The following is a 23225-nucleotide window of genomic DNA, read 5'->3' on the forward strand; positions in this document are numbered from 1 at the left end:
AGCCATCTCCGCTCGACCCGTGCCTGGCCGCGCCAGCATCCCCTGACCCTGCCGAATCACAGCCCGCTCGCGACTGACACGCCGGCGGCGATCGTCGCAGAGCTGGCGCGCGGGCGAGGTGAGGAACGGCAGACCGTCGTCTCGGCTCTCGTCGGCGGGAACCGACGGCCCAGCGACCTCTGAACGTTCGTGCCGAGCGGTACCTGATCTCGCACGCCCTGACGAGTGAGGCTCCGCCATCTCCTCCGAAGGCCTGACTCGCTGCCGCAGGCGACGGAGCGGGCCGTCGACCGCGCCTCAGCGAACGAGATTGGGCTGGCGCACGAGGAAGCGGCCGCTCCCGGGCTCGGCGAGGATCTGGCCGTCGCGGTACCTCAGCTCGCCGCGGGCGACCACGGCAGCAGGGGCGCCTTCGATCTCGAAGCCCTCGTAGATGCTCGCGTCGTTGCGGTGGCGATGGGTCGCCGCCGAGATCGTCGCCGTCGCGCCGGGGTCCCAGAGCACCAGGTCGGCGTCCGATCCGACGGCGATCGCCCCTTTGCGCGGATAGAGCCCGAAGAGCTTCGCCGGACGGGTCGACACGAGATCGACGAAGCGATGCGCGTCGATGCGGCCGGTGCCGACGCCGAAGGTCCAGAGCAGCGAGAGGCGGTGCTCGATCCCCGCCGCACCGCCAGGGATGCGCCGGAAGTCGTCGCGACCCGCCGCCTTCTGCGCCTGGGTGAAGGGACAGTGGTCGGTCGCCACGACCTGGAGGGTCCCGGCGGCGAGGGCCTTCCAGAGGGCCGTCTGATGCCCGCGCGGGCGGATCGGCGGCGAGACGACGAACGCCGCCCCGGCGAAATCGGGGCGGTCGTAGACCGCGTCGTCGAGCAGCAGATACTGCGGGCAGGTCTCGCCGACGATCTCGACACCCCGCTCGCGCGCCCGGGCGATCGCCGCCGCCGCTTCCGCACAGGTGACGTGGACGACGTACGTGGTCGCCCCGGTCAGACCGGCGAGCATCGCCATCCGCGCGGTCGCCTCCTCCTCGGTCTCCGGCGGGCGCGAAAGGGCGTGGTAGCGCGGCGCCGTCAACCCGGCGAGCGCCATCCGGTCGCGCAGCAGCTCGATGATCTCGCCGTGCTCGGCGTGCACGAGGATCGTCGCCCCGAGCGTCCGGGCCTCGGCCATCACCTGGACGAGATCGCGGTCGTCGATTCCGACCGTGCCCTTGTAGGCGAGGTAGACCTTGAACGACGGCACCCCTTCCTCGAGCACGCAACGGCGCATCTCCTCGGCCGTGCCGTCGCCCCACCAGGTGACGCCGAGGTGCAGACCGTAGTCGACGAGCGAGCGCTCCGCCTCGAGCAGCCGGGCATCGAGCGCCGACACGAAGCTCTCTCCGCGCTCGGGATGGACGAAGTCGATCAGCGTCGTGGTGCCGCCGGCGAGCGCCGCGGCGCTGCCGCTGGCGAAGTCGTCGGCCGACACCGTGCCGGCGACCAGCAGCGAGAGATGGACGTGCGGATCGACCCCGCCCGGAAAGACGAGCAGCCCGGTCGCGTCGAAGGTCGCCTCGCCGTCGACCGGCTCGAGCTCGTCGCCGAGCTCGGCGATCCGTCCGTCGCGACAGCGCAGGTCGCCGGTCCACCGCCGGTCGGCGGTGATCATCGTGCCGTTGCGCAGGAGCAGGCCCATGGCACAGGAGAATAGCGCTCCTTGCCTGCGCCGCGGGGGGGAGGTACCCTTGCCCGACGACCGACCGGGTCCGACCCGACCGGCCCTCGAGGAGCTTCATGCCGTCGATCGACTTCACCCTGAACGGGCAGCCGCGCCACCTCGATATTCGTGCCGGGGAGAGCCTGCTCGAGACGCTTCGCGAACGCTGCGACCTCACCTCGCTCAAGGACGGCTGCCGCCCCCAGGGGCAGTGCGGCTGCTGCCTGGCGATCGTCGACGGTCTGCCGAAGACCACCTGCGCCATCCCCGCCGAACGCGTCGCCGGCAAGTCGGTGGTGACGCTCGAAGGGATCCCGGCACGGGAGCGCGAGATCATCGCCACGAGCTTCCAGACCGCCACCGGGCTGCAGTGCGGCTTCTGCATCCCCGGTCTGGCGATGCGCGCCAAGGCGCTGCTCGACCGCGAGCCGAGCCCTAGTCGCGAAGCGATCGTCCGCGCCCTCGACGGCCACCTCTGCCGCTGCACCGGCTACGTCAAGATCGTCGAGGCGATCGAGCTGATGGCCGGAGCCTGGCGCGGCGGGCCGCTCCCCGTTCCGGGCGACGACGGCCGCGTCGGCGCCTCGCTCGCCCGTGTCGAGGGCGCCGCGATGGCGCTCGGCGATCGCCCGTACGTCGCCGACCTCAAGCGGCCGGGGATGCTGCACGGCGCGCTGGTGCTCTCGCCGCATGCCCGCGCTCGCGTGCTGGCGATCGACACGCAGGCGGCGCGCGAGCTGCCCGGTGTGGCCGTCGTCGCCACCGCCGACGACGTGCCGGGCGACCGCTGGGTCGGCCTGATCGAGAAAGACTGGCCGGTCTTCGTCGCCGTCGGCGAGGAGGTGCGCTACGTCGGCGACATTCTGGCGGCGGTCGCCGCCGAGGACGAGGCGACGGCGCGTGCGGCCGCGGCGCTGGTCCGCGTCGACTACGAGCCGCTGCCCCCGGTGCTCGATCCCGAGGAGGCGCTCGCCGAGGGTGCGCCCCAGGTCAACCCGGCCTACCCGAACCTGCTCTCGCAGACCGTCGTGCGCCGGGGCGACGCGGCGGCGGCGTTGGCGGCGAGCGCCCACGTCGTCTCCGGCACCTGGCGCACGCAGCGCATCGAGCATCTCTTCCTCGAGCCCGAGGCCGCCCTCGCCGAGCCGCTGCCGGACGGACGACTCCATCTCGCGACCCAGGGGCAGGGAATCTTCGACGACCGCCGGCAGGTGGCCGCCGTGCTCGGCATCCCGGAATCGCGGCTGCACGTCGAGCTGGTGCCCAACGGCGGCGCCTTCGGCGGCAAGGAGGACATGTCGGTCCAGGCGCAGACCGCTCTGCTCGCCCTTCTTGCCGCCCGCCCGGTCCGGCTGGTGCTCAATCGTCAGGAGTCGATCCGCATCCACCCGAAGCGTCATCCGCTCACCATGCACTACGAAGCCGGTTGTGACGCCGAAGGACGGCTCACCGCGGTGCGGGCGCGCATCGTCGGCGACACCGGTTGCTACGCCTCAGTGGGCGCCAAGGTCCTCGAACGCGCCGCCGGCCACGCCTGCGGCGCCTACAAGGTGCCGCACGTCGACGTCGAGGCGCGCGCCGTCGCCACCCACAACCCGCCCTGCGGCGCGATGCGCGGCTTCGGCGCCAACCAGGCGCACTTCGCGATGGAGGGTTGCCTCGACCTGCTGGCCGACCAGGCCGGCCTCGACGGCTGGGAGATCCGCTGGCGCAACGCCGTCGCCGTGGGCGACGCGGTGACCACCGGTCAGGTGCTCGAGAAGTCGGTCGGCGTCAAGCAGACGCTGCTCGCCGTCAAGGAGCGCTACTTCGAGGCCCGCGCCGCCGGTCGTGCGGTGGGCATCGCCTGCGGCATCAAGAACTCGGGGATCGGCAACGGTGCCAAGGAGTGGGGCAAGGCTCGCCTGGTGGTCGAGGCCGACGGCACGATCTCGCTCTACAACGGCTACACCGAGATGGGTCAAGGGCTGCTGACCGTGCTCGTGCAATGCGCCGTCGAGATCACCGGACTTCCGGCGCGATGCTTCCGGCCGAAGGTCGACACGACCTTCGAGCTCGGCAGCGGCCAGACCACCGGCTCCCGCGCCACGCTCTTCGGCGGCCGCGCGGTGGTCGAGGCCGCGCTCCGGCTCAAGGCCGATCTCGACGCCGGGCGATCGCTCGCCGAGCTCACCGGCAAGGTCTACGTCGGCGAGGTGCTGATCGACGACACGCGCCCGCCCGGGCCGCACGGCGAGCCCGGCAAGACCCACACCGCCTACGGCTTCGCGACCCAGCTCTGCATCCTCGACGCCGACGGGCGTGTCGCCGAGATGGTCGCCGCGCACGACGTCGGCCGCGCCATCAACCCGAAGCTCTGCGAAGGACAGATCGAAGGGTCCGTCTCGATGGGACTCGGCTACGCGCTCACCGAAGAGCTCCCCTGCCCCGACGGCATGCCGGCGACCTTCAGCCTGCGCGAGCTCGGCGCCTTGCGCGCCAAGCACATGCCGAAGGTCACGGTGATCCTCGTCGAGGACCCCGAGCCCGAGGGGCCGTTCGGCGCCAAGGGTGTGGGAGAGATCGGTCTCGTCCCGACCGCTCCCGCGGTGGCCGGAGCGCTCGCGGCCTTCGACGGCATCCGCCGGATGACGCTGCCGATGAAAGACTCGCCGGCGGCGCGTGCGCTCGGCGGCATCGGCCGGATCCGCCGATCGGGCGGCGACGCCTCGTGATCGTTCTCGGACCGGACTGCGACGGCCGCATCGTCCGCGTCGACGGCGGCGCCATCCTCGACGACGGCGTGGCGCCGGCCTCGGCGGTGGCTCTCGCGGCGACCGGCGGACGGATCGAGCCCGGACGGGTCAACGCCCACACCCATCTCTACAGCGGCCTCGCCCCGCTCGGCCTGCCGCCGCTCGAACCGGCGCCCGAGAATTTCCTGCAGATCCTCGAGCGGCTCTGGTGGCGACTCGACCGCGCGCTCGACGAGGCGTCGCTCGCCGCCGCCGCTCGCTTCTACGTCGCCGAGGCGCTCCTCGCCGGAACCGGCGCGCTCGTCGATCACCACGAGTCGCCGGCCTTCCTCGAGGGCTCGCTCGACGTGCTCGCCGACGTCTGCCAGGAGCTCGGCGCCCGCGCCGTCCTCTGCTATGGCGCCACCGAGCGCAACGGCGGGCGCGAGGAGGCGCGGCGCGGGCTCGCCGAATGCCGCCGCTTCATCCGCTCGAACCGGCGGCCGCTCGTCCGCGGGCTCGTCGGGCTGCACGCCTCGTTCACCGTCTCCGACGAGACGGCGCGCGAGGCCGGAGCGCTGGCCCGCGACCTCGGCACGGTGGTCCACGTGCACCTCGCCGAGGACCGTGCCGACGTCGAGGACGCGCGACGGCGCGGCTACCCCGGACCGCTCGAACGTCTTCTCGCGCTCGACGCCCTGCCGGCCGGATCGATCCTCGCCCACGGCGTCCACCTCGATGCCGCGCAGGTGCGGCGCGCCGAGGACCACGGACTCTGGCTGGTGCAGAATCCGCGCTCCAACCGGGGCAACGGCGTGGGCTACCCGCCGGCGCTCGCCGCGAGCCGCCATGTCGCCCTCGGCACCGACGGCTACCCGGCGCACATGGACGACGAGGCGGCGGCGCTCTGCGCCGACGCCGAGCTCCACGGTGACGACCCGGTCGCCGTCGCCCGGCGTCTCGTGGCGGCGCGCGATCTGCTCGGCGAGCGCTTCGACCGCCGCTTCGCTCCCCTCGTCGCCGGCACCGCCGCCGACCTCGCCGTCCGCGACGGCAAGGAGACCCTGCAACTTCTCGTCGACGGCCGCCTCGTCGTGCACCAGGGCCGCCTGGTCACCGCCGATGCCGGCGCCATCCGCATCGCCGCGGAGCAGGCCGCCGAGCGCCTCTGGCGCCGCATGGCCGCCGTCGACGGACCCCCTTCGAGGCGAAAGAGGAATCGCATGCCCACGCTTGGACTGGAAACCGAGATCGTCGACCGCGAAGTGCTCGCCCGCAGCGTCGAGCGTTGCCGCCAGGAGGGCGTGCTCCTCCCCACCTTCGCCGAGCTGGCCGACCCGCACCGCGTCCCGCCGGCCCGTCGCGCGAAGCTCGCCGACGTCCACCCGGACACGCCCTCGCCGTGGAACCTCTGGCGTGTCCACTGGTACAACCCGGCGGAGCGCGGTGCCGGCCTGCGCGCGGTGCCCGACTACCTCGAGCTCCCCGAGAGCCTCACCGGCGTCGCCGCGCGGATCGTCGTGCTCCCGGCCGATCGCTTTCCGATGATCCACGCCCACAAGGTGCTCGCCGCCTACGCCTGCCTCGCACCGCGGCTGGTCACCGGACAGTTCGACCCGACGCGCCACAAGGCGATCTGGCCGTCGACCGGCAACTACTGTCGCGGCGGCGTGGCGATCTCACGCATCATGGGCTGCCGCGGTGTCGCGGTGCTCCCCGAAGGGATGAGCCGCGAGCGTTTCGCCTGGCTCGAGCGCTGGGTGGCCGACCCCGCCGACATCGTCCGCACGCCCGGCACCGAAAGCAACGTCAAGGAGATCTACGACCGCTGCGCCGAGCTCGATCGCGACCCCGGCAACATCGTCTTCAACCAGTTCGCCGAGTTCGGCAACTACCTCGGCCACTACCTCGCCACCGGACGGGCGCTCGGCCATGTCTTCGAGACGCTCGCCGAGCGCGAGCCCGGCCTGCGGCTGCGCGCCTTCGTCTCGGCCAGCGGCTCGGCCGGCACGCTCGCCGCCGGCGACTACCTCAAGGAGCAGTTCGGCGCGCGGATCGTCGCCGCCGAGGCGCTCGAGTGCCCGACGCTGCTCGAGAACGGCTTCGGCGCGCACAACATCCAGGGGATCGGCGACAAGCACATCCCGTTCATCCACAACGTGATGAACACCGATTTCGTCGCCGCGGTCTCCGATCGCGCGACCGACGCCCTCGACGTCCTCTTCAACTCCGCTGCCGGTCGCGCCCATCTCGCCCACCGCGGGGTGCCGGAGGCCCTGGTCGCGCAGCTGCCGCGGCTTGGGTTCTCGTCGATCTGCAACGTGCTGGCTGCCATCATGACCGCCAAGCACCTGGGCCTCGGGCGAGAGGACGTCCTCGTCACCGTCGCCACCGACAGCGCGGCGATGTACGGCAGCGAGCGCGAAATGACGCTCTCGCGCGACTACGCCGAGGGCTTCGAGCGGCCGGAGGCGGCCGAGGTCTTCGGTCGCTATCTCGCCGGCGCGCGACCCGACACCTTCCTCGAGCTCACCGAACGCGATCGGCGGCGCATCTTCAACCTCGGCTACTTCACCTGGGTCGAGCAGCAGGGGGTGACCATCGAGCAGTTCAGCGCCCGCCGCAACCAAGCGTTCTGGCGCGGGCTGCGCGATCTCGTCCCGGCCTGGGACGCGCGCATCGCCGAGGTCAACGCACGCACCGGCCTGGCGACGGCCTGAGCCGAGACGCAGGCGATGCTCCCCTCGTCGCGCCTCGTCTGCGCGGGCTGCGGCCGCCCGGCCGATCCGACCGATCCGGCACCGTTCCGCTGCGCCGGTGAGCATCCCGGCGACGAGATCGACCACGTGCTGCGGCGCGAGCTCGGGCCGGTCGCCTCCGCCGCCCGCGATGCGGCACGCACCCTCTTCGCCGATCCCGAGCCGAACCCGTTCCTGCGCTACCGCCAGCTCCTGCACAGCGACGCGACGGCGATCGCCGCCGGCTCGAGCGACGCGGAAAGGATCGCGACGATCCGTGCTCTCGACGCCGCGGTCGCCGAGGTCGACGGACGCGGGTTCCGCGCCACGCCGATGCGCTCCCATCCGGCGCTTGCCGACGCGCTCGGCCTCGGTCCACCGGGCGAGGCCTGGGTGAAGGACGAGACCGTCAACGTCTCGGGCTCGCACAAGGCCCGCCACTTCTTCGGCCTCCAGCTCTGGCTTTCGACCCACCAGAATGGGGACAGGCACCAATCTCCCAGAGACTCTTCGGACCGTGGAATCCATGCCTTCGACCGCGACAAAGGGTGCCTGTCCCCCGCGGAGGCACCCCTGGCGGTGGCGAGTTGCGGCAATGCGGCCCTGGCCGCGGCGGTCGTTGCCCGGGCCGTCGGTCGGCGGCTCGCGGTCTTCATTCCGCCGGATGCCTCGCCGGCCGTGGTCGAACGGCTGCGGTCGCTGGGCGCCGACCTGGCGGTCTGTCCCCGCCGAGCCGGGGAGTCGGGCGACCCCTGCTATCTGCGCTATCGCGAGGCGGTGGCGGCCGGGGCGGTCCCGTTCTCCTGCCAGGGCAACGAGAACGCGCTGGTGATCGAAGGCGGCAAGACGCTCGCCTGGGAGATGGTCTCGGATCTGCTGCACGACGGCCGCTCGCTCGACCATCTGGTCATCCAGGTCGGCGGCGGCGCGCTCGCCAGCGCCAGCTCGCAGGCGCTCCTCGAAGCCCACGCGCTCGGCGTTCTCCCCCGGCTGCCCCGCCTCCACACGGTGCAGACGGTCGCGGCGCACCCGCTCGAGCGCGCCTACGAACGAGTCGTCGCACGGCTGATCGCTTCACCGGGCGTCGGCGAAGCGGCTCCCGCCGGGCCGCTGGCGCGAGCCACCTGGATCCGCGACTGTCTCCCTGCCACGGCGATCGCCGACGTGCTCCACTACGCCGCCACCCACCGCGGGTCGTTCATGCGTCCGTGGGAGTCGACACCGGCGAGCGTCGCCCACGGCATTCTCGACGACGAAACCTACGACTGGCTGGCGGTGCTCGACGGGATGCTGCGCACCGGCGGCGTCCCGGTGCTCGCCGACGAAGCGACGCTCGTCGAGGCGAACCGCCTCGCCGGCCGCGCGACCGGCATCGCCGCCGACGAGACCGGCACCTCCGGCCTCGCCGGTGCGCTCACTCTCGCTCACACCGGCGCCTTCGCCCCGGGCGAGCGCGTCGCGCTGCTCTTCACCGGCGTGCGTCGCTGAACGGGGCTGGCCACGATCCCGCTCGAGAAGACGGGGACAGGCATCGGGCTGCTCGAGCTCGTGCCTGTCCCTCTTTTCGTCCGGGTCAGCTTTCGGAGCGGTAGACGCTCGGGAAGCGCGCGTAGAAGGCGATGACCGGCGCGATCTCGCGCGTGTCGACGCACTCGCCGATCTTGTGGGTGTTGTGCTCGATGCCGGGGCCGATGCCGAACATCGCCGGGTGGTGGAAGACACCCGCCGCGATCCAGCGCTTGCTCTCCGGCACGTCGATCCCCGAGCCTTCGCGCGGCACCGGGACGCCGACGCCGTCGGTCGAGAAGACCCAGCGCGAGACCCGCGGCTCGCGCCGCCGTGCCCCGCCGGTGCCGTCGCTCTCGACCTGCGGCGTCACCACGCCGCGATAGGTCGCGACCGCCGCGCCGATCGCCGGGTGCGTCTCGGGAGTGAGCCAGCCCGGGTAGATCTGCGGGTTGCCGGGGACCACGCCGCGCCAACTCGGCTGGTCGTAGGTGGGGATGCGCACCTCGACGGTGAGCCCGGCCTCGCGGGCGCGAGCGACCGAGGCCAGCCGTTCGATATCGGCGCGCGCCTGCTCGGGGTCCTCACCCGCGGTGAGGCGCCGGTCGAAACGGAAGGTGAAGCGCTCCGGCACCGCACAGTCGCTCGGCGTCTCGAGTCGCGCGTCGCTCGCCGTGCGGCTGCCGGCGCCGAGGAAGGGGTCGCTGATGAAGCCGTCGCCGCGCCGGTACGCCTCGGCCGCCTCGGCGAGGATGGCGCCGCCGTACTCGAGCGGATTCCTCCCCTCGTGCGGCATCGAGCCGTGGCAGCTCTTGCCGGTCACCACGACCTCGATCTGCATCCGCCCGCGCTGCCCGCGGTAGATGCCGAGCGCGCCGCCGGACGAACAGCCTGTCCCCTCGGTGAGGATGACCACGTCCGGGACCCGCTCGGGAGGCGCACCCGGAAGCGCGTGCCGCATCACCCACATCGGTCCGCCGCCGTCGTTGTCCTCCTCGGCGACCGTGCCGTAGAAGCGCACGATCGTGCCGGCGAGCGCTCCCTGGGGACGCAGCTCGCGCAGGATCTTGGCGGCGACGATTTCGCAGACCACGCCGCCGAGTTGGTCGGCCGAGCCGCGCCCCCAGAGCAGGTGGTGCCACTCCTCCTCGGGCGGCAGGTAGCCGAGCTCGCGCTTGAGCAGCGCGGGATCGAGCTTGCCGGCATCGACGAGGCCGTCGTACGGGTCAAGCCCGCCGGCGCTCGCTTCGCGCCAGCGCGGGCGCAGCGCCTGCACGGTGTCGGTGTGACCGTCGTACCAGATGACCCGCTTCTCGGCCGCCGGCACGCCGTCGTCGCGGTCCTCGACCTGCCACCAGAGGTTGCCGAAGTCGTCGAAGCCGACGTCGTCGGGACCGTCGACGGCGCCGTGCTCGAGGATCATCCGCCGGAGGTACTCGAGGCGCGGCCCCTCGTGGTTGGAGAGACCGCAGCGCGGATCGCCGCCCTGCTCGATCGTGCGGTCGACGTAGTCGGCGGGGATGCGGATCGCCTCCTTGAGGATGGCCTCCGCGAATGGGGAAAGCTCACGTGCGCGGCGAACGATCGCCGCGCTCAGGGAATCGGTCATCGGGTCGGATCCTCCGCGGGCATGAATGACGCGGTGTGGGCTCGGCGCGGCAGCGCCCCCGCGTCGTGCGAGCGTACCAGAGGACCCGCCCGGTCCGGCTCTCAGTCGACCGACTCGTCCACGGCCGAGGGCCCGCCGCCGGCGCCGAAGACGATCGACCAGACCCGCAGGTCGCCGCTCTCGAAGTCGTCGCCGTCGAGCCCGGGCAGATAGACGCGACCGACGTAGCCGACCGCCGGATTCGTCGCAAACGGTTTGCCGGCGAAGATCATGCGACCGCTCGCGGTTGCCGCGCCGGTGATGCCGGCCCGCACGTCGGTTACCGACGGAAAGGTGGCGTACGTGACCTTGCCGTCGCCGTCGAACGTCGGGTCGAGCTGACCGCGGACGTCGAGCACCGCGAGGTAGCCGTCCTGATGATCGCCGGGGGCACCCGAATTGAACGTCCCCATCACGGCGATGCGGTCGCCGGGTGCCGGCAAGAGGGCGAGGTGCGGCTCGCCGACCGGGTCGCCGCCCACGAGGATCGAGAAGCTCGTCTTGCCACTGGACCCGAAGGTCGGATCCAGCGACCCGTTCGCCAGGAGGCGGACGACGCCGACGCCCATCGAGTTGCTCCCCGCATATCCGGCGACGACGATCCGCCCGAAGCGATCGATTGCTACCGCGCTCGCCCCGTCGGGAAACCCGTCGCTCCCCGAGAAATCGACCGTCAGCTTGCCATCGCCGGAAAAGGTGGTGTCGAGCGTGCCGTCGAGGTTGAGACGCGCGACGGCGAACTGGCTGTCGGACTGGTTCGACGGTCCCGTGTCCGCCGCGCCGACGACCACCAGCTTGCCGTCGCTCTGCACGGCGATCGCTCGGGCCCGGTCGGTGAAGCCGCCGCCGGCATCGAAGTTCACCACCCGGCGCCCGTCCCCGTCGAAGCTCGTGTCCCAGGTCCCGTCGGCATTGAGCCTGCCGACGAGGAAGTTCCAATCGTCGGCGCCGAGGATCTCCTGGTGTGCCGAGCCGACCCACACCACCTTGCCGTTGACCAGGCTGCCGACCCCCGCGACCTCGACCGGGACCGAGAGGTCGAGGTCAACCCGTCCGTCGCCGCCGAAGCTGGCATCGAGCGTGAAGGCCGGAGTCATGCGAAAGAACGCGGCGCGGTCCTCCGGGTCGGCATCCGGCCCACCGACGGTGCATCCCACGACGGCTCCTCCGCCGAAGGTGGGTGCGACCGCGTCGCCGCGATCGACCGCCCCGGTTCCGAGATCGAACGGGATGACCAGGCAGCTGTGCCCGCCGCCGATGTCGGTCACGCGGCAGACGAACGGATCCCACTGCGAGCCGTCGAGCGAGGTGCCGACGAACCAGAGATAGCCGTCGAGACCCGCAGCCAGTGCGTTGGCGTGAATCGAGCTCGCGGCGAGGTCGGGTTGTACGAGGCGGATCCCGTCGCCACCGCCGAAGCCCGGGTCGAACTGGCCCGGCGCGACCGCGAGGGTGGGAGTCGGCAACGTCGAGCCCAGAGCGAGCGCGACGACGAGGGCGATAGGAGCGGCCGGCCGGACCAGAGAGCCATCCATCCTGTTGTTCCCCCTTGAAGCGTGAGCGCGCGCTACCACCGAGCCGTCGAGCCCGACTCGAAGCCGTCCCAGAAGAGCGTCACCACATTGGCGATGCAGTAGAGGTGCTGCTGACGCGCGCAGACGTACTTCGACTTCGCCGTCCAATCGGTCGATCTCGCCCAGGCGGCTCCTCCGGACAACCCGGACACGGAGTTGTCGCCGACCGTCCAATTGGCGCAGAGCCCGGTGAGATCGGCGATTCCAGAACCGTGGGTCCCCGTCCACACGAGGTCCTCGTTGCCCGTGTGATAGCTCCCGTCTTCGAGGACGTTCAGACTGTTGGAATTGACCCCATCGGTCAGGTCGAGCAGGCTCGCGGCCACGGTATAGCCGTCGAGCCGCCGAAACGGCCCATCGGTGGTGATCCGGTCACGAGCATCGACGAGGTTGGTCGAGAGCCATGGCACGAACGACGCGGGAGACGGCAGCCCGGCCGCCGCAGCGAGGCCCTGGCAGATCTTGTAGCCGGCATTGATGCTCGACGCCCCGCTGGCTTGCGGCCAGGAGGCGAGCTCGCCGGTGCCGATTGCCGACGTGACAAAGACGATCGCGCCGGGGCTCCAGGAGAGCGTGCTCGTCTCGCTCGGACCCGGCTCGAGGCAGAGCAGGCGGCGGGCCTGGTCGCAGGTGGGGCTATTGCGGTAGGTCCAGAGAATGCTCGAGGCGAGACCGTCCCCGGTTTCGCCGCTCTGCGACGACGAGCCCGACGTCCAACCGCCGCAGGTATCGCCGAGTCCGTTGCCGGTCCGGAAGGTCCCGGTCCAGTATTCGCGAGCCTCGTACCCCGTCGGCAGCTCGTTCTGAAGCTCGTCGAGCATGACCGGCCGGTAGATCACCCCCTGCGCTCCGGTCAGCTCGTCGAGAGTGCCGGTGAAGTTGGAAATGCCGTTGGCGAGGTACCAGGGACCGCCGCCGGGCAGCACCGCACCTCCGCAACCGTCGCTCTTCTTTCCGGAAAGCCCCTGCACGTGGCAGTACGCGTCGACCGCCGGGGTCGAGAGCCAGGCACGATAGGTGCTCGCGTTGGGCAGCCCGCCGGCCGTGGCGCGCGCCCGACAGACCGAGTCGGCGCGCTCGATGCCGGTGAGCCCCGTGGCCCCCGCCCAGGTGAAGAGGTTTCCGTTGCCGGAGACCGAAGTGACGAACGCCCGCCTCTTCACCGCCTGCGACGGCGCAGCGGCGAGGAGCATCAGCAGAACGGCGCCGAGCAGACGGGGAAAGAGCCTTCTCCCGAGATGACGAGACAGTTCCTGGACCATGTGGCCTCCCTGACAGAGCAAACGCCACCGGGAGGAAGACCGAACGATTCCGGAAAGAGAAAACGCACCGGCCCGCCGACGGGAGGGTCGGCGGGCCGGCGGAGTGCGGGCGAAGCGCGGGAGGTGCCGGCGGTCAGCGGGCCGGGAGCGCGGCCAGTCTCTCGGCGAGACGCGCCGCCAGGCGAGGCTCCTTGGCGAGGGCGAGAGCGGCCATGATGACGAACGGCTTCTTGTTGGCCTGGCGGGCGAGATCGAAACGGAAGCGCTCCATCACCTCCGCGCTCACCTCGGCGCCGATGTCGGCCGGCAGGCAGTGCATGTACTGCGCCGCGCCGCCGCGCGTCGCCGCCATCTTCGCGGCGTCGCAGATCCAGTCGCGGTGCGAGGCGTTGCGCGCCAGAGCCCGGCTCTCGATCTCCTTCATCTTCGCGGCGTCGCCCCCCTTCCAGGCGCCGACGCGCTCGAGCATCAGGTCGTACGGACCCCAGCTCTTCGGATAGACGACGTCGGCGTCGGCGAACGCCTCCTCCATCGACGAACAGAAGGCGAGGCTGCCACCGTGCTGCGCCGCGTTGGCATGCGCCGCCGCGACCGTCTCCGGGATCAGGTCGTAGCCCGGCGGATGCGCCAGGCGGACGTGCATGCCGAAGCGGGTCATCAGGGTCAGCAGACCCTGTGGCACCGAGAGCGGCTTCGCATAGCTCGGCGAGTAGGCCCAGCTCACCGCGATCGTCCGCCCGGCGAGCTCGCCGCCGAACCGCTCGCGCAGGAAGCAGAGGTCGGCGAGCGCCTGCGTCGGATGGTCGACGTCGCACTGCAGGTTGACCACCGGCACCTGGCGCGCGTCCTCCGTGGCCACGAGATAGTCGGCGATCCCCTTCTGGACACCGCGCTGGAACTTGTTGCCCTCGCCGAGGATCAGGTCGTGGCGGATGCCGAGGGCATGAGCGTTCATGCCGAGCATGGCGCCGGTCTCCTCCGGCGTCTCGCCGTGCGACACCTGCGTCGAGCCGCCCTCGAGGATCACCGGGCTGGCGCCGAGACGTGCCGCCGCACCGGCCCAGCTCGACTTGGTGCGCGTCGAGGCGTCGAAGAAGAGGGCGAGGTGGAGCTCGCGCGGGAAGAGCGCGAGATCGACGCCGGCGCGATCGAGCCGCTGGAAGAGGTCGGCGACCTCGCAGAGCCGGTCGATCTCGTCACGGCTCCAGTCCTGGGTGGCGAGGAGGCTCCGGCCGTGCAAGCCGGAAAGATCCTGTGCAGCGAGCTTCTCGACGAGTGGACGAAGGGGTTCGGACGGGCTCAAGGGGCAACCTCCAGGAGGGAGTTGAGGTAGTTGACACGTGCTCCGGCGAGCAACGCCCGGCGCAGCGAATCCATGACGAAGGCGTGGGTCAGATCGATCTCGGCGAGCCCGGCGACCGCCTCGACGACCGCGGTTCCAGCGGGGTCCGGCGCCGCGAATCGCACGGCGAACCCCTCGCCGGAGAAGGTCACCGCGGTGGCGGCGACCTCGAGGGTCAGCTCCCGCCCGTCGAAGCGACCGCGCACACGCTCGCTGCCGGCTCGCCGGTCGAGCAGGAAGCCGTCGCGCGGCGCGTCGGCGGTGTAGGCGAGCTCGCTGGCGAAGAACCGCGGCTTGACCCGATAGGGGCCGCCGTCCTCGGGGCAGAAGACGTCGCAGTTGCCGCAGTCGTTGCAGAAGTCGGCGAAGTTGCCGATCTGGTGGCGCTCGGTGAGCCGCAGCGGCTCGCCGGCGACGGCGAGCCAGCCGCTCCCCTGCCGCACCAGGCGCAGGACGGGGATCTCCTCCGGCCCGCCACCATAGACGAAGTTCGCGTCGTTCGGGCACACCGGCACGCAGAGGTCGCAGCTGACGCAGTCGAAGAGCTGCAGGTGGCGGCCGATCTTCGCCGGTCCCTTGGCGTGGCGAGCGCTCGCGTAGCGGGAGTCGGCGGTGACCCGCTCGACGTAGGCCTCGGTGTTGGTCACCCACGCCGACTCGAGCCAGCGCCTGAAGAGATCGGGGCCGGCGACACCGCGCAGGTCGCCGCCTTCGACGACCGCCCGACGGCAGCGCTCTCCGGCGGGATCGTCGGGCGCGAGGCCGCATCGATCGAGCGCCGCGACGCCCTGACCGAACGCACGGACCGCGAACGTCTCGAGGTCCTCCGCGCCGACGTCGTCGAAGCGCGCCGCCAGCCGCGCGTGATAGGCCGGCAAGCGCCCGTAGCCGCCCTTCTTCAGCAGGTCGGTGCAGACCGTCACCGGCACCAGCCCGAGCGCCGCGGCATCGGGATAGTTCGCCGCGTCGATCCCCGCCGAGAAGGAGATCGGCAGCGCGCCGCCGAAGAGGCGACGAAAGCGCCGTGCCAGGTGCATTGCCAGGACGTGCAGCGGCGGACCCGAGAGATAGACCTCGCGCTCGCTCTCCGGCAGGAAGCCGGTCGAGTTCTCGACGACCAGGGTGTTCGTGAGCTTGATGCCGAATCCCCGGCCGACTCCGGCGGCGGTCTCGCGCAATCGCCCGACCATCTCGACCGCTCGTTCCCAGACCAGATCGCGGGTGAACGCCGCGGCCGGCACCCGCAGCTCGCCATAACCGAGCGCGTCGTGCAGCAGCTCGTGGACCGCCGCCGCGCCGAGCAGCGTCGGATTCAGCTTGACGACGCAGTGCATTCCGAGCTCGCGCAGCACGAACTCGGCGATGCGCTCGATCTCCTCCGGCGGGCAGCCGTGGAAGGTGCTGAGCGTCACGGTGCCGGTCAGATCCGCCGGGAAGTCGAGGTCGCGCAGCGCGCCGAGCTCGGAGGGAATCTCCCGGCGCAGCCGCTCGACGACCGGCGACGCGTCGCGCAGGGCGCCGACGAAGGCGCGCATCGGCTCGCTGCGCACGCCGGCCAGGTCGTAGCCGAGGCTCAGGTCGAACACCGGCGGTTCGGCGAACCCTCCGGCGAGCGGCACGCGGCCGCTCGCGCGCAGCAGCTCGATCAGCATCGCCCCCTTGACGTACTCCTCGAGCGACTGGGCGAGGCGCAACTCCTGAGACCATTCGGAGTTGAAGCCGACGGTCCGCATGTCGATGCAGGGGCGGGCGATGGCCAGGTCGTCGCGCACCTGCACCGTCTTCAGCTCGAAGACGCGCGCCCCGGCGAGCCAGCCGAGCACCAGGTTCTGCGCCATCTGCGTGTGTGGCCCGGCGGCCGGCCCGAGCGGCGAGGCGAGGCGCCGGCCGTGCAAGGTTACCGAGAAGTCGTGCCGGGCGTCGCCGGCGTAGAAGCGCTTCGCCGGCAGATCGAAGATCGCCTGCTGGCGCTCGAGCTCGCGGAACATCCGCGCTGCTAGCGCGCCGAACGGATAGGGGGTGAGCTCGGCCATCGGGAGCATCCGGGAGGGCTCCCGGATCCGCGGCAGTGTAGCACCGCGCCCGCGCAGCCCACCGCCCGCCGGGTGCCGCGGGCACGCCTTCGCCGATGCGGATATCCTCGCGGCGATGCCCGATCCGGCCCCGACCCCGCCACGCCCCGCGGCGCCGTCGCTGCTGCTGCCGCTCTTCGCCAGCCTGACGCTCGGCCTCGCACCGTTCCGTCCCGAGCCTCACGTCGTCGAGAAGCTGCGCTGGCTCGCCACCGGCCAGGCGTTCCGTGCCATCGACGTCGTCGACCTGACGCTTCACGGCTCCCCGTGGCTCTGGCTCGGCGTGGCGATCGCCTGGCGATTCCGTTCCCGCCAGGGCGCCGGCGCACCCGGGAACCGCTGAGCACGACGACGCCGGATCCGAAACGATGCGAGTCGAGCAGACCGGCCCTCGGACCTTCACCGTCGAGTTCGTCGACGAGGCGGAGCTGCGTGCCGAGGAGCGTGCCAACCTGTCGGTCGGCGGGCTCTTCCTGCGCTCGGCCGAGCCGTTGCCACCGTTCACCGCGGTGACCGTCCAGCTGCAACTGGCCGGGAACCGGCCGGTCGCGGCCGCGGCGCAGGTGGTCGGCGCACCCGCCGGCGGGCTGGCGGTCCAACTCGCCGGAAGCGGCGCCGACCTGGTGGCTGCGGTGCTCGCCGCTCCGCCCGCCGTGATCGCGACAGCCGCTCCGGCCGACGAGGGAGCGACCGAGCCGGACGAGAGCGCCGGAGAGAGCACGACGCTCTGGGAGCGCCTGCGCGGGATGACGCCGCCGCAGAAGATCCTGCTCGCCCCGCGCGCCGACCGGGTAACGCGCGCGCTACTGCTGCAGGACAGCGATCCCCAGGTCCTGTTCGCTCTGCTGCGCAATCCGCGCCTCTCGCTCGACGAAGTGGTGCGCGCCGCCAAGTCGTCGTTCCTCTCGTTCCAGGCGGTGGAGCTCATCCTCAAGACCGGGCCCTGGGTGGCCAACCTCGACGTCCGCCTGGCGCTCATCCACAACCCGAAGACGCCGCTCCCGTTTGCCCTGCGGATCCTCCCGACACTGCCTGACAACGAGGTCCGGGCGATCGCCAAGGGAGCGGCCACGAGCATGGCGCTCAAACAGGCCGCGCTGCGGCGCGTCCAGGGCGGTTGACACCTCCCGAGCAGTCGACGCGGCGAGTTGGTAGCATGCCCCCCGGCGGTCTGTTCCGACCGTCCCAGCGACCCACGCAGTGGAAAGGACCCCCCCGATGGGCGATCACGCCAAGCGCCATCTCTCGACCCGCGTCATCCACGCCGGACAGCATCCCGATCCGGCGACCGGCGCGGTCTCCGTGCCGATCTACCAGTCCTCGACCTTCGCCTTCCGCAACGCCGACGAAGGCGCCGCACGCTTCCAGGGCACCGACCCCGGCTACAAATACACCCGGCTGGGCAATCCCACCGTCGCAGCGCTCGAGGCCTCGGTGGCCGACCTCGAGGGTGGTTGCGGCGCCTTCGCCGCCGCGACCGGCATGGCGGCGATCAACGTCGTCTATTTCGGCCTGCTCGGACGCGGCACCCACGTCGTGGGAACCGACGCGCTCTACGGCTCGTCGCGCACGGTGCTCGAGACCGAGTACTCGCGTTACGGCGTCGGCTCGACCTTCGTCGACACCACCGACGTCGAGAACCTGCGGCGCGCCTTGCGGCCCGAGACCTCGCTGGTCTACATCGAGAGCCCGTCGAACCCGACCCTGGCCTTGACCGACATCGCCGCCTGCGCCGAGATCGCCCACGCGCACGGGGCGCTCCTCGCGGTCGACAACACCTTCGCCTCGCCGCTGCTGCAGCAGCCGCTCGCGCTCGGCGCCGACCTGGTGGTGCATAGCGTCACCAAGTTCATCAACGGCCACACCGACGTGGTCGGCGGCATGGTCGTCGCCAAGGACCCGGCGCTCTTCGCGCGGCTGCGCAAGGTGCACACGACGATCGGCGGCACGATGGATCCGCACCAGGCCTGGCTGGTGCTGCGCGGCATCAAGACGCTGGCCCTGCGCCTCGAGCGGGCCCAGTCCAACGCCCAGGCGATCGCCGCCTTCCTCGAGGCCGACCCGCGCATCGAGTGGGTGCGCTATCCGGGGCTCGCTTCGCACCCGCAATACGAGCTCGGCCGCCGGCAGATGGCCGGCCCCGGCGCCGTCCTCTCCTTCGGCGTGCGCGGCGGTTTCGCCGCGGCGAAGACGATGATCGAGAGCGTCCAGCTCGCCACTCTCGCCGTCTCGCTCGGCGGCATCGAGACCCTGATCGAGCACCCGGCGTCGATGACGCACACCTCGCTGCCGCGGCCCGAGCGCGAAGCGGCCGGCATCACCGACGACCTCGTGCGGCTCGCCGTGGGCTGCGAGGACGAACGCGACCTGCTCGCCGACCTCGACCAGGCACTCGCCGCTTCGCAGCGCGCCGCCACCCCGGCGGCCCGCTGACCATCGCGGGGGCGAGCGCAGGGCGGCGCGAATCGCACCGCCCTGTCCCCGCTCCCCGCACGAGGCCGCATCTGGAAACGGACCGGTGCGTTCGCCACGGTCCTCGCGGAGGTCTTCCATGTCGCTTTCTCGCACCCGCTCGCTCCCCCTGCTCCTGCTCGTCTCGCTCGTCGCCGTCGCGCTCCCCGCCTCCGGCGGCTGGCGCGCCGAGGGGCCGAGCCTTGCCAACGTCACCGATCTGGCGCTCGATCCCCAACACCCCGAGACGGCCTACGTCGCGACCGAGAACGGCGGCATCTGGCGCAGCGACGACGGCGGAGCGACCTGGCTCCTTCCCGGCGACGAAATGACCAGCCGCGACGTCTCCTGGGTGATGGTCGACCCGGGCAGCTCGGCGACCCTCTGGGCCAGCGTCGAGGCCGAGGACGGGGCCAGGCTCTGGCGCTCCCGCGATCGCGGGGCAACCTGGGAAACGGTCGACGGACCGCTCGTCGGCAGCCAGGACACGATCGCGACGACCGGCCGGAGGATCGCCTTCGCACCCTCGCAGCCGAGAACCCTCTACCTCCCAGCGACCAACCTGCACTACCGCTCGAGCGACGGCGGCAAGAGCTGGAGCGATTTCCGCGTCCCGGGTCAGGACGTCTACGTCTTCGCGTTCGATCCCGAGGATCCACGGGTGATCTACGCCGGCGGTCGCGGGGAGGAACGGCAGCTCTCGCGCAGCGACGACGGCGGCAAGAGCTGGCAGGCCCTGGGCGAAGGGCTCCCCGAGGAGAGCCTCCACCTGCTCGTCGTCGACCCGACCGACCGGTCGCGGATCTACGCCATGAGCAGCGCCAACACACTGTCGGTGAGCGTCGACCGCGGGGCGACCTGGAGCCGTCTCGCCACGCCCGGGGGAGCGACCGACGACACCTACTCGCTCATCCTCGATCCCAAAGACGCGCGCATCCTCTGGCTGGCCAACGGCACCGGGCTCTTCCGCAGCGGCGACGGCGGCAAGAGCTGGAGCCGTCACGACAGCGGCACCGGCCGCTACGTCTGCAAGGCGGTGGCGATCGACCCGCGCGACTCGCGGCGGATGATCACCGGGACGAGCGGCACCGGCGTCTATCGCAGCCGCGACGGCGGGGTGAGCTGGACGCCGTCGACCGAAGGCATCGTCGCGGCCTGGATCGAGGCGTTGTACGTGCCGCCCACCGTCGGAGCGCTCTTCGCCCAGACCTCGAACGGCCTCTTCCGTCGTTCGGCGGGGGGCGCCTGGAGGGAGGTGCTCCAGCCCTTCTCCGACGAGGACGCCGTCGAGCTCGCCGGCATGCTCTTCGACCGCCGCACGCCGCGCACGGTCTTCGCGTACGCCTCCTCGAGCCTCTGGCGCTCGGAGGACGGCGGCGACACCTGGCAGGCCGAGCAACGGCCGGCTCCCCGGCTGCGCGACCAGCTGCGCGGACAGACCGACAGCGTCGAGTTCGCGGCGCTGGCCCAGGATCCGGCAGAGCCGCGGACGTTCTACGCCGGCTCGTGGTCGTCATCGGACGAGGGCGGCGCGGTGTTCAAGAGCACCGACGGCGGCGGCTCGTGGAAGAAGGCCGGCAAGGGGATCGAGGGGCAGCACGTCAAACGCCTCTTCGCCCCGAGCGCGAACGTCGTGCTGGCGATCGTCGACGACAACCGCCTCTACCGCACGGTCGACGCCGGCGCCCACTGGAGCCGCTCCGACCTCGGCCTTCCCGACCAGGAGCTGCGCGGCCTGGCGGCCGATCCCACGCGGCCGGGACGCCTCTACCTGGCCTCGGCCGACGGCCTCTTCCGCTCCGACGACGGCGGCGCCTCCTGGGAGCGCTGCAGCGACGGCCTGGCGGACGAAGACGTCGAAGCGGTCGTCGTCTCGGCGGCGGGCGAGGTCTACGCCGGGACGTTCCAGGGCGTGTCGCGCAGCGCCGACGGCGGCGCGACCTGGATCGACATGCGCAACGGACTGCCCAACACCGACGTGCGGGCGCTGGCCATCGGCGGCGAACCCCTTCGGCTCTGGGCCGGGATGGCTGGCGGGGGCGTCTGGTCGCTCGAGCTGCCCTGAGCCGTCAGCTCGCCGCCGGTTTCGGAAGATAGCGGCTGGCGTAGACCCCGAGGCAACGGTCCTGCACGACGTCGATCCCGGCGGCGGCGAGTCGCGCCGCCGCCTCGTCGTGCCGGATGCCGCTCTGCAACCAGACGACGCGCGGCCTCCGCTCGGGGGCAAGGGCGAGGATCTGTTCGGCGAGCTCCGGGATCGCTTCGCTCCGCCGGAAGACGTCGACCAGGTCGAACGCTTCCGGCACCGCGGCGAGGTCGGCGTACGCCTTCTCGCCCAGCGCCCGTTCGAGTCGCGGGTTGACCGGGATCACCCGTCGGCCGCGCGCCGCGACCATCTGCGGAATCGCGAACGCCGGCTCGTCGGCACGATCCTCGCCCTTCATGCCGACGACGGCGACGACCTGCATGGCCCGGACGATGGCGGCGATCTGCTCTTCCGATTCGACGATGCGACCGGCTGACGGAGGGGTGTCCATGCGGAGATTCTAGGCGCCGGCGTGGATCGCCGGCAAAGGAGACCGGTCGGCGTCGTCCCGACAAGACCGAGCCCGCCGCTCGGCAGGGGCTCCGAGGGCGGGCTCGAAACCGGACCGGGGTTGCCGAATCGGCCGACCACATCCCCACCGGATCGGCGGGAAGGCACCTTGGCGGTCCGCGCCAGGTTGCCGGACCCGGCGCGTGGCCAGGTCGCTCTCGATGCCCGACCATTGTCGCTCCCCTCCCCGCCGATGTCCAGCCGCCGGCAACTCCCGTTTCCCTTGATAACGTGGCCGCAACGCCGATCCCGGAGGTTCGCCATGCCCTATCCGCCGACGGTTCGACCCGCTCGGAGCCGCCGCTGGCATCCCGTCCTTTCCGCGTTGCTCCTCCTGGGCGCGAGCCTCACGGCTCCGGTGGGCGGCACGGAGCCGTCTCCAACGACCGGCAAGAGCGTCCCCGTCCTGGTGATCCGCCCGGAGCGTCTCTTCGACGGGTCGGGCACCGAGCTCCATCGTGGTTGGGCGGTCCGGATCGAAGGCGAGCGGATCGCCGCGGTCGGAGCGGCAGCGACGGTGTCCGTGCCGCCCGGAGCCACGGTGCTCGACCTGCCCGGCGCGACGCTCCTGCCCGGACTGATCGAAGGTCACTCGCACGTCCTCCTGCATCCGTACGACGAGACCTCCTGGAACGACCAGGTGCTCAAGGAGCCGGAGGCGCTGCGCGTGGCACGGGCGACGGTTCATCTCCGGCGAACCCTCGAGGCCGGGTTCACCACCGAGCGCGACCTCGGCACGGAAGGCGCCGGGGTCGCGGACACCGGACTGAAGATGGCGGTCGCCCAGGGGATCGTGCCGGGGCCGCGTCTGCTCGTCGCCGGGCGCGCGCTGGTCGCCACCGGCAGCTACGGTCCGAAAGGGTTCTCTCCCGACTGGGACCTCCCGCTCGGCGCGCAGCAGGCCGACGGCGACGAGCTGATTCACGCCGTGCGCGAACAGATCGGCCGCGGTGCCGATTGGGTGAAGCTCTACGGCGACTATCGCTGGGGGCCTCACGGCGAGGCGCGGCCGACCTACTCCCTCGACGAGCTCCGTCGCGCCGTCGAGACGGCGACGTCGAGCGGCCGACCCGTCGCCGTGCATGCGGTGACGCCGGAGGCGATCCGGCGCGCGGTCGAGGCGGGAGCGCGCTCGATCGAGCACGGCGACGAAGCGACACCCGAGGTCCTGCGCCGGATGGCCGCCAACGGCGTCTACCTCTGCCCGACGCTCGCCGCCTCCGAAGCGGTCGAGCGCTATCGCGGTTGGGACGGCCGCGCTCCGCTACCCGAGCGCCTGGCGGCCAAGCGAAGCTCCTTCGCCGCGGCGCTCGCTGCCGGCGTGCCGATCTGTGCCGGCAGCGACGTCGGCGTCTTCGCCCACGGCGAGAACGCGCGTGAGCTCGAATTGATGGCCGAATGGGGGATGAGCCCGCTCGCCGTCCTCCGCGCCGCCACCTCGGGCAACGCGCACCTGCTGCGCCTCGACGACGAGATCGGCTCGATCCGGACGGGGCTGGTGGCCGACCTGCTGGCGGTCGAGGGCGATCCGACGACGGACCTCAAGGCGCTTCGTCGGATCGAGCTCGTCGTGAAGTCCGGGCAGATCGTCGTCCAGCGGCCGGCGGCGGCCCGCCCCTGA

15 protein-coding genes, 1 pseudogene and 1 riboswitch are annotated in these 23225 nt (G+C 71.8%); of the genes and pseudogenes, 9 read left to right on the top strand and 7 right to left on the bottom strand.

Features of this window, described 5'->3' with window-relative positions; all coding sequences use genetic code 11:
* Positions 1-297: 297 nt before the first annotated feature.
* Positions 298-1680 (bottom strand): dihydropyrimidinase, encoded by a 1383-nt coding sequence (hydA, locus tag IPJ17_16150; protein ID QQR73005.1) that lies wholly within the window; start codon positions 1678-1680, stop codon positions 298-300.
* 98 nt (positions 1681-1778) lie between these two features.
* Here hydA and xdh point away from each other — a divergent pair, with 98 nt between their 5' ends.
* The 4 genes and pseudogenes from xdh (at position 1779) to IPJ17_16170 (ending at position 8641) form a co-directional block, all read left to right on the top strand.
* A complete protein-coding gene (xdh, locus tag IPJ17_16155) occupies positions 1779-4415 on the top strand; it encodes a selenium-dependent xanthine dehydrogenase (GenBank protein ID QQR73006.1) in 2637 nt (878 codons plus the stop codon).
* A gap of 53 nt (positions 4416-4468) precedes the next feature.
* Positions 4469-5539: pseudogene (locus IPJ17_16160) on the top strand (amidohydrolase family protein).
* 99 nt (positions 5540-5638) lie between these two features.
* The gene (locus IPJ17_16165; protein QQR76200.1) at positions 5639-7135 is read left to right on the top strand and encodes a pyridoxal-phosphate dependent enzyme; all 1497 of its coding nucleotides are present in this window, start codon (positions 5639-5641) and stop codon (positions 7133-7135) included.
* Between the two features lie 15 nt (positions 7136-7150).
* A complete protein-coding gene (locus tag IPJ17_16170; protein QQR73007.1) occupies positions 7151-8641 on the top strand; it encodes a pyridoxal-phosphate dependent enzyme in 1491 nt (496 codons plus the stop codon).
* 85 nt (positions 8642-8726) lie between these two features.
* Here the strand turns inward: IPJ17_16170 and IPJ17_16175 are convergent, their stop codons facing one another.
* From IPJ17_16175 to IPJ17_16195, 5 genes are all read right to left on the bottom strand, one after another.
* Positions 8727-10268 carry a M20/M25/M40 family metallo-hydrolase gene (locus tag IPJ17_16175; protein ID QQR73008.1) on the bottom strand — a complete coding sequence of 514 codons (1542 nt, stop codon included), beginning with the start codon at positions 10266-10268 and terminating at the stop codon, positions 8727-8729.
* 101 nt (positions 10269-10369) lie between these two features.
* Positions 10370-11842: a hypothetical protein gene (locus IPJ17_16180; protein ID QQR73009.1), complete on the bottom strand. Its 1473-nt coding sequence runs from the start codon at positions 11840-11842 to the stop codon at positions 10370-10372.
* A gap of 32 nt (positions 11843-11874) precedes the next feature.
* Entirely contained in the window at positions 11875-13143 is a 1269-nt protein-coding gene (locus IPJ17_16185) for a hypothetical protein (GenBank protein QQR73010.1), read from the bottom strand.
* A 133-nt stretch (positions 13144-13276) separates the two neighbouring features.
* A complete protein-coding gene (locus IPJ17_16190; protein QQR73011.1) occupies positions 13277-14446 on the bottom strand; it encodes a knotted carbamoyltransferase YgeW in 1170 nt (389 codons plus the stop codon).
* Positions 14443-16518, bottom strand: coding sequence for a glutamate synthase (locus IPJ17_16195; protein QQR73012.1), 2076 nt, complete (start codon positions 16516-16518; stop codon positions 14443-14445). Before IPJ17_16195 ends, IPJ17_16190 begins: the two co-directional genes overlap by 4 nt.
* 115 nt (positions 16519-16633) lie before the next feature.
* On the opposite strand from IPJ17_16195, the gene IPJ17_16200 reads away from it, so the two are divergent.
* The 4 genes from IPJ17_16200 to IPJ17_16215 all read left to right on the top strand — a co-directional run bounded on the left by IPJ17_16200 (position 16634) and on the right by IPJ17_16215 (position 21073).
* Complete coding sequence (locus IPJ17_16200) at positions 16634-16900, top strand: RND transporter (GenBank protein ID QQR73013.1); 267 nt, start codon at positions 16634-16636, stop codon at positions 16898-16900.
* 25 nt (positions 16901-16925) lie between these two features.
* Positions 16926-17678 carry a hypothetical protein gene (locus tag IPJ17_16205; GenBank protein ID QQR73014.1) on the top strand — a complete coding sequence of 251 codons (753 nt, stop codon included), beginning with the start codon at positions 16926-16928 and terminating at the stop codon, positions 17676-17678.
* A 97-nt stretch (positions 17679-17775) separates the two neighbouring features.
* Complete coding sequence (locus IPJ17_16210) at positions 17776-18990, top strand: PLP-dependent transferase (protein QQR73015.1); 1215 nt, start codon at positions 17776-17778, stop codon at positions 18988-18990.
* Positions 18991-19108: 118 nt separating this feature from the next.
* Positions 19109-21073 (top strand): hypothetical protein, encoded by a 1965-nt coding sequence (locus IPJ17_16215; protein ID QQR73016.1) that lies wholly within the window; start codon positions 19109-19111, stop codon positions 21071-21073.
* 4 nt (positions 21074-21077) lie between these two features.
* Here the strand turns inward: IPJ17_16215 and IPJ17_16220 are convergent, their stop codons facing one another.
* Positions 21078-21476, bottom strand: a complete 399-nt coding sequence (locus IPJ17_16220) for a CoA-binding protein (GenBank protein QQR76201.1) — start codon at positions 21474-21476, stop codon at positions 21078-21080.
* A 175-nt stretch (positions 21477-21651) separates the two neighbouring features.
* A riboswitch (SAM riboswitch) is annotated at positions 21652-21774 on the bottom strand.
* Between the two features lie 92 nt (positions 21775-21866).
* Here IPJ17_16220 and IPJ17_16225 point away from each other — a divergent pair.
* Positions 21867-23225 (top strand): amidohydrolase family protein, encoded by a 1359-nt coding sequence (locus tag IPJ17_16225; protein ID QQR73017.1) that lies wholly within the window; start codon positions 21867-21869, stop codon positions 23223-23225.

This window comes from Holophagales bacterium, from assembly GCA_016699405.1.
GTDB lineage: Bacteria > Acidobacteriota > Thermoanaerobaculia > Multivoradales > JAGPDF01 > JAAYLR01.